The sequence below is a fragment of the Tepidimonas sediminis genome, assembly GCF_007556605.1.
In the GTDB taxonomy this organism is placed as follows: Bacteria; Pseudomonadota; Gammaproteobacteria; order Burkholderiales; family Burkholderiaceae_C; genus Tepidimonas; species Tepidimonas sediminis.
In genome coordinates this window covers 1-11,327 of record NZ_VJND01000024.1, presented here as the reverse complement: position 1 = coordinate 11,327, position 11,327 = coordinate 1, and the positions used below count along the sequence as shown (strand labels likewise).

Genomic DNA, 11,327 nt, shown 5'->3' with positions numbered 1-11,327 from the left:
GGGCGGCGGATGCCGGATGCACGGCGGACGGGGAAGGGGTCAGGCGGGGCTGGCGAGGCAGCGCTCCACGGTCCAGCCGTACAGCCACTCCAGCGCGTCGTAGAAGCGCTCGGGGCTGCGGCCCTTCCAGAGCTCGTTGCGCACCAGCCGCTCCACGCCCTTGGCGTGGTAGAGGCGGCCCATCTCGCGGCTGGACAGCACGATGCGCGCGGTGCGCGCCACGCGCGAGCGCTGGTAGAGATCCAGCGCGCGGCCCCAGTCGCCGCCGTGCACGCGCAGCGCCTCGCCCAGCGTGACGGCGTCCTCCAGCGCCATGCAGGCGCCCTGCGCCATGTACTGCGTGGTGGGGTGGGCGGCGTCGCCCAGCAGCGTGACGCGGCCGAAGCTCCACTGCGCGATCGGCTCGCGGTCGGCGGTGGCCCAGCGCTTCCAGCTCCTGGGCAGGTCGATGAGCTGGCGCGGCCGCGGGTGGATGTCCTGGAAGTAGCTCTGCACCTCCTCGCGGCTGCCCTCGGTGACGCCCCACTCCTCGGGCTGGCGGCTGTGGAAGGTGACCACCACGTTGTACTGCGCGCCGCCGCGCAGCGGGTAGTGCACCAGGTGGCAGTTCGGGCCGGCCCACAGGCTGGCGGCGTTCCACTTGAGGTCGTCCGGGAATTCGTGCGCGTCGACCACGGCGCGGTAGACGACGTGGCCGGTGACGCGCGCCGGATCGCCGACGTACTGCGCCCGCACCACCGAGCGCACGCCATCGGCGCCGATGAGCGCCTGGCCGCGCCAGCGCCGGCCCTGCTGGTCCTCCACCGTCACGCCGTCGTCGTCCTGCTCCACGCGCACGATGCGGGTGCCGGTGTGGAAGCGCACGCGCTCGCTGGCCTGGACCCCCTCCAGCAGCGAGGTGTGCACGTCGACGCGGTGGATCACCGCGTAGGGGTTGCCGAAGCGGGCGCGGAACGCCGCACCGGTGGGCACGCGCCCCACCAGCGAAGCGTCGACCGCGTCGTGCATGACCAGCTCGTCGATGTGGACGGCGCGGCGGCGCGCGGCCTCGCCGACGCCCAGCGCGTCCAGCGCCGCGAAGGCGTTGGGGCCGAGCTGGATGCCGGCGCCGATCTCGCCGATCTGCGCGGCCTGCTCGAACACCAGCACGTCATGGCCCTGGCGGCTCAGCGCCAGCGCGGCGGCCAGGCCGCCGATGCCGCCGCCGGCCACCAGCACCGGCTGGGAAGATGCATCACGGGACATGGGGTGGACTCCTGCTTGAAGGGAAGGGTTGCCGCGCGGGCAATGATAAGTGTACTGATGATTAGTGTAGCGACATGACCACACCGGACCATCAGGGTTTACCCTCAGCCGGTGTCATCCGCCGCCGCGCCGGCCGGACAATCGCCCCCATGGCCGCCGCCCCGACCATCGACCTCAACGCCCAGCCGGGTCACCTGATCCGTCGACTGCACCAGATCGCGGTGGGCATCTTCCTGCAGGAGACGGCGGCGCTGGGCCTGACACCGGTGCAGTACGCGGCACTGCAGGCGGTGCACAACGAGCCCGGCATCGACCAGCGCACGCTGGCCAGCCGCATCACGCAGGACACATCCACCACCGCCGGCGTGGTGGAGCGGCTGCAGGGCCGCGGCTGGCTGCGCCGCGAGCCCGACCCGGCCGACCGGCGCGCGCGCCGCCTGACGCTGACCGAGGCCGGCACGGCGCTGCTGGCGCAGGCGGTGCCGGCGATGCGGCGCGCGCAGGCGCGCATCCTGGAGCCGCTCAGCGCCGAGGAGCAGGCGCTGTGCATGCAGCTGCTGCAGCGGCTGGTGCAGCACAACAACCCGCACAGCCGCGCGCCCGCCGGACCACCGCGCCCGCGCCCGCGCGGTCGCTGAGACGGCGGCGGTGCGACAATCCGCCCCCATGAGCACCGCCGAGCTGAACGAGCTGATGAACACCCTGGGCCGGCAGGCCCGCACCGCCGCGCGCGCGATGGCGCGCGCCAGCGCCGCCGCCAAGAACACGGCCCTGCGCGCGCTGGCCGCGACCCTGCGCGCGCAGACCGACGCGCTGCTGCAGGCCAACGCGCTGGACGTGGCGCGCGCGCGCGAGGCGGGCCTCAGCGACCCGATGGTGGACCGCCTGAAGCTCACGCCCAAGGTGATCGAGACCTGCGCGCAGGGCTGCGAGCAGCTCGCCGCCATGCCTGACCTCATCGGCGAGATCATCGGCCTGCAGCAGCAGCCCAGCGGCATCCGCGTCGGCCAGATGCGCGTGCCCATCGGCGTCTTCGGCATGATCTACGAGAGCCGCCCCAACGTCACCATCGAGGCGGCGAGCCTCTCGATCAAGAGCGGCAACGCCTGCATCCTGCGCGGCGGCTCGGAGGCCATCGACAGCAACCGGGCGCTGGCGCAGCTCGTGCAGCAGGCGCTGGAGCAAGCCGGCCTGCCGCGCGAGGCGGTGCAGCTCGTGCCCACCACCGACCGCGAGGCGGTGGGCCGCCTGATCGCGATGCCCGAGTACGTGGACGTCATCATCCCGCGCGGCGGCAAGGGCCTGATCGAGCGCATCAGCCGCGAGGCCAAGGTTCCGGTCATCAAGCACCTGGACGGCAACTGCCACACCTACGTGGACGACCCGTGCGACCTCGAGATGGCCGTGCGCGTCACCGACAACGCCAAGACGCAGAAGTACAGCCCCTGCAACGCCACCGAGAGCCTGCTGGTGGCGCGCGGGGTGGCGGCGGCCTTCCTGCCGCGCATCGGCGCGGTGTTCGCCGCCAAGGGGGTGGAGATGCGCTGCTGCCCCGAGGCCAAGGCGCTGCTGGCCGGCGTGCCGGGCGCGGTGGTGAAGGACGCCACCGAGCAGGACTGGTACGAGGAGTACCTGGCGCCGATCATCAGCGTCAAGGTGGTGGCCGGGCTGGACGAGGCGATCGACTGGATCAACCGCTACGGCAGCCACCACACCGACGCGATCCTGACCACCGACCATCGGCACGCGCAGCGCTTTTTGCGCGAGGTCGATTCCAGCAGCGTGATGGTCAACGCGAGCACCCGCTTTGCCGACGGCTTCGAGTACGGGCTGGGCGCGGAGATCGGCATCTCCACCGACAAGTTCCACGCCCGCGGCCCGGTGGGCGTGGCGGGGCTGACCTCGCTGAAGTACGTGGTGCTCGGCGAGGGTGAGGTGCGGGGCTGAGCGCGCCGCGGGCACCCAGACGAGCGTGCCGCTCAGGGTGCCGGCGTCGGCTCGGCGATCAGCGCCTCGGCCGGGATGCCCAGCCCGCGGTGCAGCCGCCGGATCATCGGCAACGTCAGCGCGCGCTTGCGGTTGAGGATCTCGTAGACCCGGTGGCGCCGGCCGATCAGCGGCTCCAGGTCGCGCGCCGTCAGCCCGGCCTGCTCCATGCGGAACTTGATCGCCTCCACCGGATCGGGTGGGTCGATCGGGTGATGGCGCGCCTCGTACGCCTGCACCAGCGTCACCAGCGCGTCCAGCCGAGCGCCAGCCGGGCTGTCCGGTTCGGGGTCCTCGGCCATCAGGGCGTCGATCGCACGCAGGGCGGCGCGGTAGTCGGCTTCGGTGCGGATGGGGTGGATCTCCATGGCGTCCTTCCGTGCGTCGGGTCGTTCAGTCCGGCTCGTGGGTCTCGGCGTCGATGGCGTCGTACTGCGCATGTGTGCCGATGAACTTGACGTAGACGATGCGCATCCGGTAGGCCACGGCCACCACGAGCCGGTAGTCGTTGCCTTTGATGTTGAACACCACGCGGCGGTTCTTCAGGATGCTGGCGTGGCGGTAGCGCGCCTTGATGTCGGCCGGTTGCGCCCAGTCGGCCGCCTTGACTTCTTCGACCCACGCGCGCAGCGGCTGCTCAGCGTCAGGGTGGCGCTGCCAGAAGTCGCGCAGGGCGGAGACGGCGACGATGCGCATGGCCGCAGTATAGTCCCAACATGGGATCAAAAGCCGGGCTTGACTGCCCCGGGCCGGCGCGCACGGATAATCCCGCCATGGCACGCAAGCATCGCGTCGTGGTGGGGCTGTCGGGCGGGGTGGACTCCGCGGTCAGCGCCTGGCTGCTGAAGCGGCAGGGGCACGAGGTCGTCGGCCTGTTCATGAAAAACTGGGAGGACGACGACGACAGTGAATACTGCTCCAGCCGGCAGGACTGGCTGGATGCGGCCAGCGTCGCCGACGTGATCGGCATCGACGTCGAGCACGTCAACTTCGCCGCCGAGTACAAGGACCGGGTGTTCGCGGCGTTCCTGCGCGAGTACGAGGCCGGCCGCACGCCCAACCCCGACATCCTGTGCAACGCGGAGATCAAGTTCAAGGCCTTCCTGGACCACGCGCTGCGGCTGGGGGCGGAAAGAATCGCCACCGGGCACTACGCGCGCGTGCGCGCCGTGGAGGCCACGGGCGGCCGCGTGCTGGACGACGACGAGGCCGCCCGGCTGCCGGCCGAGGCGGTGCGGCACGAGCTGCTCAAGGGGGTGGATGCGGGCAAGGACCAGAGCTACTTCCTGCACCGGCTGACGCAGGCGCAGCTGGCGCGGGCGCTGTTTCCGGTCGGGCACCTGCACAAGCGCGAGGTGCGGCGCCTGGCGGCCGAGATCGGCCTGCCCAACGCCGGCAAGAAGGACTCCACCGGCATCTGCTTCATCGGCGAGCGGCCGTTTCGCGAGTTCCTGCAGCGCTACCTGCACGGCACGCCGGGGCCGATCGTCGACGACCAGGGGCGCGAGATCGGCCGCCACGTCGGCCTGAGCTTCTACACGCTGGGCCAGCGCCAGGGGCTGGGCATCGGCGGCGTGCGCGGGCGCGACGAGGCCGCGCCCGGCGTGCATGCGCCGTGGTTCGTGGCGCGCAAGGACGTGCCGCGCAACGTGCTGTGGGCCGTGCAGGGGCATGACCACCCGTGGCTGCAGTCGGGCTGGCTGCGCGCCGACGACGCGAGCTGGATCGCCGGCGCCCCGCCGGCGCCGGGCCGCTACGCCGCCAAGACCCGCTACCGCCAGGCCGACGCGCCGTGCACGCTGGTGGCGCTGGAGGGCGGCGCGGCCGCCTTCGAGCTGCGCTTCGACGAGGCGCAGTGGGCCGTCACGCCCGGGCAGAGCGCCGTGCTGTACGACGGCGAGGTCTGCCTGGGCGGCGGCGTCATCCACGCCGCCGAGGCCACCGAGCGGCCGCTGCCGGCGTTGGCGACTCGGCCCTCGGACCGCCCCCACCCGCGTCGCGGGCACGCGGGGGCCCCGCCTCTCATGCCCGCCGCAGCTCGCCGCTGAGATCCGTGCCCGGCGCCACCGTGTTGAACACGGTGCCGTACTTGCGCACGTTGTCGTGCAGCAGGGCCAGCCGCCGGTCCGGCTCGTCCGTGTCCACGATGATCTCGTAACGGATGCTGGCCATGCGTGGTGGCACATCCTGCCGCACGCCATGCAGGCGCACCTCCACGCCGCGCAGTTCGAACTTCAGGATCGGCGCGACGCGCTCGATGCCTTTGATCATGCAGCCGGCCAAGGCCGCCAGCAGCAGCTCGGCCGGGTTGAAGGCGGCCGGGTTGCCGGCTAGATCGGTGTCGATCGCCAGCTCCGCCTGCTTGCAGCGCGCCTGGCTGGCGTGCGCATCGAGCCGCCGGGCGCTGACCTGAAACGTGAGCGGCGTGGGGGTATCGGACATGGCCACCTCCGGCGGGGACACGGCTCAGGGGCGCAGCCACTGCTCGACCTTGTCGCGGGTCGGAATGCCCCCGGCGTGCACCACCTGGCCATCGACCACGACCGCCGGCGTGCTCATGACGCCATGGGCCATGATCGCGCGCAGATCCTCCACCTTTTCGACCTGGATGGCAACCCCCAGCGACTGCGCCACCTGCTCGATCAGCGCCACCGTGTTTCGGCAGTTGGCGCAACCCGAGCCGAGGACCTTGACGTTTTTCATGGCGTTACTCCTGTTCCATTTCGAGGTAGGTGCGGTTGGCCAGCTGCGGCAGCCAGACTTCCGCGTGCTTCAGATGCCGAAAAGGGGCCGTGTCGAACGTGCGCACGGCCGTGGCCAGATCCACCCCGTCCGCCACCGCCCGGCCCATGTGCGCCCGCAGCGCACGCAGCAGGTCGCCCGTGTCGCGTCGCGCCTGCGCCAGCGTGGTGACCCGGCCGTGTCCCGGCACCACCACGCGCGGCTGCAGGGCCTCCAGCGCCTCGAAGGTGGCCAGCCACGGCCGGCTGCGGCTGACCGCGTGCATGCCGAGCACCCGATCGACGTAGACCACGTCACCGGTGAAGACCACCCCCGACTGCGGCAGCCAGACCATGCTGTCGCCCGGCGTGTGGCCGCCACCGCGGTGGATCACCTGCACGGTCACCCCGCCCAGGTCCAGCCGCGTGTCCGCCTCGGTCAGCCAGCGCGTCGGCAGCACCGGCTCGGTGCCGTCCAGCTTGTCCTTCAGCACCGGGGCCAGCGCGCGCAGGTGCTCGGGGCCGCGTGCCAGCATGTCGGCACGGGCGTTGGCGTGGGCGATGATTTCGGCGCCCTGGTCCCGGAAGTACCCGTTGCCCAACCAGCGATGGTCCTGCCCGCCGGTGTTGATGACCCAGCGGATCGGCTGCGACGTGACCCGCCGTGCGGCCTGCTCGATGCGTTGCGCCGTCTGGCGGGTGGCTCCGCTGTCGATCAGCAGCGCCCCCTGGGGCGTGACGACCAGCCCGAGGTTGGCGTTGAGCGCCTCGTTGTCGTAGGTGCGGCCCTCGGTGTCGCCGACGTAGGCGTACACGCCCGGGGCCACCGGCTCGAAGGCGATCTCCAGCGCCTGCGCGGCACGCGCCGCGATGGCCAGCGCCAGGCCCAGCGCGACCGCAGCCCCGCGGGCCGCCCATGCGCTCAGGCGGTGCCGACCGTGTGTTTGCCCTGCCATCGATATCTCCGTGGGTGCGTTACAGGACGGCATTGAACACCTGACCGACCAGCAGGATGCCGCCTGCCACGACGATCACGAAGGTGGCGATCAGACGCGGCTTGAGCACCTTGCGCAGAATCACCAGCTCCGGCAGCGACAGGGCGATCACGCTCATCATGAACGCCAGCACGGTGCCCAGCGCCGCGCCTTTGGCCAGCAGCGCCTGCACGATCGGCAGCACGCCCGCGGCGTTGGCGTACATCGGCACGCCGATCAACACGGCCAGCGGCACCGACCACCAGGCCTCCTTGCCCATGACGGCCGCCATCAGATCCTGCGGTACCCAGCCATGGATGCCCGCGCCGATCGCGATGCCCGCCAGCACGTAGGGCCAAACCTTGCCGACGACGGTGCGCACGGCCTGGCCGCCGGCGCGCACGCGCTCGGCCAGCGGCAGGCCGCCATCGTCCACGTGGGCTTGCACGGACGGCATCTCGCGCACCCAGTCTTCCAGTTGGTGCTCCAGACGCAGCGCGCCGAGCACCCAACCGGCGACGATGGCCAGCGTCAAGCCCAGCCCCAGGTACAGCGCGGCGATCTTCCAGCCAAACAGCCCGAACAGCAGCGCCAGCGCCACCTCGTTGACCATCGGGGCCGCGACCAGGAACGAGAACGTCACCCCGAGCGGCACCCCCGCCTGCACGAAGCCGATGAACAACGGGACCGCCGAACAGGAGCAGAACGGCGTGACGATGCCCAGCATCGCGGCGAGCACGTTCGCCCAGCCACCCCGCCGCCCGGCCAGCAGGGCGCGCGTGCGCTCCGGCGTGAACCAGGTGTTGACCATGCCCATCACGAACACCACGCCGGTCAGCAGCAGCAGGACCTTGGGGGCGTCATAGAAAAAGAACTGCAGCGCACGGCCCAGGTGGTCGTCGCGCACCACCGGCAGCGCAGCCACCAGCGCCTCGGACAGCGGCACCAGGCTCTGGTAAAGCCCCCACCACAGCAGCGCGGCCAGCAGCAGGAACAGCCGCGGATGGCGCACGGGCCAGTATCGGACTGGAACGTTCATCATGGACGGTCGATCACGACGCAAGGGGCACCCGGCCCGACAAACCCAATCATATACCGGGGGGGGCTCCCTGTTGCCGTCTTATCCGTGCGCATGCGACGCGCCGCCCGGCGCGGCCGGCGGCGGCGCATCGCACGCCGCGCTGGAGGCCGCGCGCTGCACCTGCAGCGTCACGTGGCCGATGCCGAAGCGCTCGCGCAGCGCCGCGGCGGCGGCGTGCAGGAAGGCGTCGTCGCCGCCGCCGTCGGGCATGATGAGGTGCGCGGTCAGGGCCACCTCGCGCGTGCCCATGGCCCAGACGTGCAGGTCCTGCACCTCGCGCACGCCGGGCTGCGCGCGCAGCAGCGCCCGCACCGCGGCCAGGTCCACATGCGCCGGCACCCCGTCGAACAGCAGGTGCAGCGATTCGGTCAGCAACCCCCAGGTGCCGACCACGATGACGATGGCGATGACGAGACTGGCGGCGGGGTCGACCCACGTCCAGCCGCGCCACCACGTCAGCGCCCCGGCCACCACCACGCCGGCCGACACCAGCGCGTCGGCCGCCATGTGCAGGAAGGCGCCGCGCTGGTTGAGGTCGTCGCGGCTGCCGCGCAGGAACAGCAGCGCCGTCAGCGTGTTGACGGCGATGCCCAGCGCCGCCACCGCCATCACGGTGCCGCCCGGCACCGGCTGCGGCGTGCCGAGGCGCTGCAGCGCCTCCCACGCCAGCCAGGCCATCGCGCCGAGCAGCAGCAGCGCGTTGACGAACGCGGCCACCAACCCGGCGCGCTTGAAGCCGTAGGTATGGCGCGGGCCGGGCCGCCGGCGCGCCGCCAGCGCCCCGGCCCAGGCCAGCAGCAGGCCGGCGACGTCGCTGAGGTTGTGGCCGGCATCGGCCAGCAGCGCCAGCGAGCCGACGTGCCAGCCCCAGCCGGCCTCCACCGCGACGAAGGCGAGGTTGAGCCCGACGCCGAGCGCGAAGGCGCGCTGCGACGCCGCCTCGGGGTCGTGCCCATGCGGGTGGGCATGGCCGTGGGAATGCCCGTGCATGGCGCGATCGTAGCGCGCCGCTCACGCCCCCGCCGGTGGCGGGGACGGCGCGGGCGCCCCGGCCGGCAGCGCCGCGGCCTCCTCGGCCTGCAGCGCGGCTTCCACCAGCCCCGGCTTGAGCGCCTTGGCCGGCTTGACGCCGAGCTCGCGCAGCAGCTCGGCCTGGCGAATCAGGTTGCCACGGCCGGTCGCGAGCTTGCCGCGCGCGGCCTCGTACGCCTGCTGCGCCTGCTCCAGCCGCTCGCCGACCTTCGTCCAATCCTCGACGAAGCCGACCAGCTTGTCATAGAGCTCGGCGCCGCGGCGCGCGATGTCCTGCGCATTGCGGTTCTGCGCCTCCTGGCGCCACAGGTGCGCCACGGTGCGCAGCACGAACAGCAGCGTGGAGGGGCTGACCAGCAGCACGTTGCGCTCCCACGCCTCCTGGAACAGCCCCGGCTCGTGCGCGACCGCCAACGTGAAGGCCGGCTCCACCGGCACGAAGGCGATGACGAAGTCCAGCCCGGCGCCACCGTGCAACGCCTGGTAGCGCTTCTCCGACAGGCCGCGCACGTGCGCGCGCAGCGACTCCACGTGCGCCCGCAGCGCCTGGCGGCGCGCGGCCTCGTCCTCGGCGTTGGCGTAGCGCTCGTAGGCCAGCAGCGAGACCTTGGCATCGACGATCAGCCGCCGCCCCTCCGGCAGCAGGATCGTCACGTCCGGCAACACGCGCCGCCCGTCCTCCGGATGGGCCTGCGCATCCTGCACCAGGTACTCGACGTCGCGGCGCAGGCCGCTCATCTCCAGCACCCGCTCCAGGATCAGCTCGCCCCAATGCCCCTGCGCCTTGACCGAGCCGCGCAGCGCCTGCGTCAGCTGGTGCGCCTCCTGGGTCAGCTGGCGGTTGAGCTCGACCAGATGCTGCACCTGCGTGCGCAGCGCCACGCGCTCCTTGTTCTCGTCGTGGTAGGCCTGGCGCACCTGCTGCTCGAACTGCGCCAGCCGCTCGCGCAGCGGCTCCAGCAACGTCTGCAGCTGCGCCTGGCTGTGCTCGCCGAAGCGGCGCGCACGCTCGTCCAGGATGTCCTGCGCCAGGTTGCGGAACTGCTCGGTGAGCTGCCCGCGCGCGTCCTGCAGCAGCCTGAGCTGCGCCTCGAAGGCTGCGTTCTGCTCGTGCAGCCGGGTCTGCAGAGCGGCCTGCTGCGCCTGCAGCTGGCGCAGCTCCTGCTGCGCGCGCGCGAGCTCGCCCTCCAGCGCCGGCACGCGCGCGGCGCGCTCCTGCAGCCGCGCCGCCTCGTCACCGGCGCGGTCCAGCGCCTCGCGGTGGCGCTCGGCGGCGGCGGAGGCTTCCTGCCAGCGCCGGCGCAGCTCGTCGGCCTCGCCCTCGGCGGCACGCAGCCGCTCGGCCAGCCGCGCCAGCTCCACCTCCGCCGCGGCGCGCGCGGCCTGGGCCGCGGCCTCGGCCTGGCGCCGCGCCACGCCGCGGGTCAGCGCCCACGCCAGCACCGCGCCGAGCAGCACGCCCGCCAACGCCGCGAGCCACGCCATCACGATCCCATCGTTCACGCCGTCTTCCTCCGCACGCCGGCCTGCCGATCCAACGTCGCCAGGAGCATCGGTCAGTGCGCCGGCGGCGACCACTGCAGCCCCGACGCCTCCGCGAGCTGCGCCAGCCGCCGGTCCAGCGTCCACAGGCGGCAGCCCGGGACGCGCAGGGCGGAGGCCAGCAAAGCTACATCCACCATGCCGCACCCTTGACCGAACAGACGATGCTCGTCGATGAAGGCCAGCAGCGCATCCGGCTCGACGACCGGGGCCATGCGCAGGCTGGCCAGCCAGGCCAGCGTCGCCTCACGCGGGGCGGGCGGTGTCCCGCACGCCAGTTCCAGCAGCACGTACGGGTGCGTCCAGACGGCATCCTGCATCAGCAGGGCACCCAGCGCCGGCAGACCGTGGCGGAAGTGCGCCACCCAGACGCTGGTATCCACCAGCACGCCGGCGCCGGACTCAGCCGTCATGGCGGTCAGCCGGCCGCACCGCAGCCCGCCGCCGCGGGATGTCGGACATGTCGGGGGCCTGTCCACCCTGGGCGGCCAGGCGCTTGCCGGCCTGGACGCGAATGAAGGTCTGGATCGCCTCGCGGAACAGTTCGGTCTGATCCATCTCGCGGTCGGCCAAGGACAGGGCCTGCCGCACCAGCGCGTCGTCGACGGTGATGGTGGCGCGCATCGCCCTCGCTCCGTCAGAACGGGATGTCGTCGTCCATGTCGTCGAAGCCGCTGGCGGCCGGAGCCGGGGTGGCGGCGGCTTCGACGACATGGACGACGACATCCCGTTCTGACGGAGCGAGGG

General features: G+C 72.4%; 14 protein-coding genes. 3 read left to right on the top strand and 11 right to left on the bottom strand.

Annotated features, from left to right (window positions below):
• Positions 1-39 precede the first annotated feature (39 nt).
• Complete coding sequence (locus Tsedi_RS11955; protein ID WP_143896915.1) at positions 40-1,245, bottom strand: 3-hydroxybenzoate 6-monooxygenase; 1,206 nt, start codon at positions 1,243-1,245, stop codon at positions 40-42.
• A gap of 149 nt (positions 1,246-1,394) precedes the next feature.
• Here Tsedi_RS11955 and Tsedi_RS11950 point away from each other — a divergent pair, with 149 nt between their 5' ends.
• On the top strand, positions 1,395-1,883 hold the full coding sequence (locus Tsedi_RS11950; protein ID WP_143896913.1) for a MarR family winged helix-turn-helix transcriptional regulator: 489 nt from the start codon (positions 1,395-1,397) through the stop codon (positions 1,881-1,883).
• 28 nt (positions 1,884-1,911) lie between these two features.
• A complete protein-coding gene (locus Tsedi_RS11945) occupies positions 1,912-3,192 on the top strand; it encodes a glutamate-5-semialdehyde dehydrogenase (protein ID WP_143896911.1) in 1,281 nt (426 codons plus the stop codon).
• 32 nt (positions 3,193-3,224) lie between these two features.
• Here Tsedi_RS11945 and Tsedi_RS11940 read toward each other — a convergent pair whose 3' ends face one another.
• Together Tsedi_RS11940 and Tsedi_RS11935 are read right to left on the bottom strand one after the other, a co-directional pair.
• A complete protein-coding gene (locus Tsedi_RS11940) occupies positions 3,225-3,599 on the bottom strand; it encodes a helix-turn-helix domain-containing protein (RefSeq protein WP_143896909.1) in 375 nt (124 codons plus the stop codon).
• A gap of 25 nt (positions 3,600-3,624) precedes the next feature.
• A complete protein-coding gene (locus Tsedi_RS11935) occupies positions 3,625-3,927 on the bottom strand; it encodes a type II toxin-antitoxin system HigB family toxin (protein WP_143896907.1) in 303 nt (100 codons plus the stop codon).
• Positions 3,928-4,004: 77 nt separating this feature from the next.
• Here Tsedi_RS11935 and mnmA point away from each other — a divergent pair, with 77 nt between their 5' ends.
• Positions 4,005-5,279 (top strand): tRNA 2-thiouridine(34) synthase MnmA, encoded by a 1,275-nt coding sequence (mnmA, locus tag Tsedi_RS11930; RefSeq protein WP_143896905.1) that lies wholly within the window; start codon positions 4,005-4,007, stop codon positions 5,277-5,279.
• Here mnmA and Tsedi_RS11925 read toward each other — a convergent pair.
• From Tsedi_RS11925 to Tsedi_RS11890, 8 genes are all read right to left on the bottom strand, one after another.
• Positions 5,254-5,673 (bottom strand): OsmC family protein, encoded by a 420-nt coding sequence (locus Tsedi_RS11925; RefSeq protein ID WP_143896903.1) that lies wholly within the window; start codon positions 5,671-5,673, stop codon positions 5,254-5,256. The two genes, mnmA and Tsedi_RS11925, sit on opposite strands and share 26 nt — an antisense overlap.
• A 24-nt stretch (positions 5,674-5,697) precedes the next feature.
• Complete coding sequence (locus Tsedi_RS11920) at positions 5,698-5,934, bottom strand: thioredoxin family protein (RefSeq protein ID WP_143896901.1); 237 nt, start codon at positions 5,932-5,934, stop codon at positions 5,698-5,700.
• Positions 5,935-5,938: 4 nt separating this feature from the next.
• The gene (locus Tsedi_RS11915) at positions 5,939-6,907 is read right to left on the bottom strand and encodes an MBL fold metallo-hydrolase (protein ID WP_185970670.1); all 969 of its coding nucleotides are present in this window, start codon (positions 6,905-6,907) and stop codon (positions 5,939-5,941) included.
• 19 nt (positions 6,908-6,926) lie between these two features.
• Complete coding sequence (locus Tsedi_RS11910) at positions 6,927-7,964, bottom strand: permease (RefSeq protein ID WP_221934231.1); 1,038 nt, start codon at positions 7,962-7,964, stop codon at positions 6,927-6,929.
• Positions 7,965-8,045: 81 nt separating this feature from the next.
• Positions 8,046-8,996 carry a cation diffusion facilitator family transporter gene (locus tag Tsedi_RS11905; RefSeq protein ID WP_143896895.1) on the bottom strand — a complete coding sequence of 317 codons (951 nt, stop codon included), beginning with the start codon at positions 8,994-8,996 and terminating at the stop codon, positions 8,046-8,048.
• Between the two features lie 21 nt (positions 8,997-9,017).
• Entirely contained in the window at positions 9,018-10,541 is a 1,524-nt protein-coding gene (locus Tsedi_RS11900) for a DNA recombination protein RmuC (protein ID WP_246099284.1), read from the bottom strand.
• A gap of 53 nt (positions 10,542-10,594) precedes the next feature.
• The gene (locus Tsedi_RS11895; protein ID WP_143896893.1) at positions 10,595-10,993 is read right to left on the bottom strand and encodes a type II toxin-antitoxin system VapC family toxin; all 399 of its coding nucleotides are present in this window, start codon (positions 10,991-10,993) and stop codon (positions 10,595-10,597) included.
• Positions 10,983-11,204: a type II toxin-antitoxin system VapB family antitoxin gene (locus Tsedi_RS11890; RefSeq protein WP_143896891.1), complete on the bottom strand. Its 222-nt coding sequence runs from the start codon at positions 11,202-11,204 to the stop codon at positions 10,983-10,985. Before Tsedi_RS11890 ends, Tsedi_RS11895 begins: the two co-directional genes overlap by 11 nt.
• Positions 11,205-11,327: the final 123 nt, after the last annotated feature.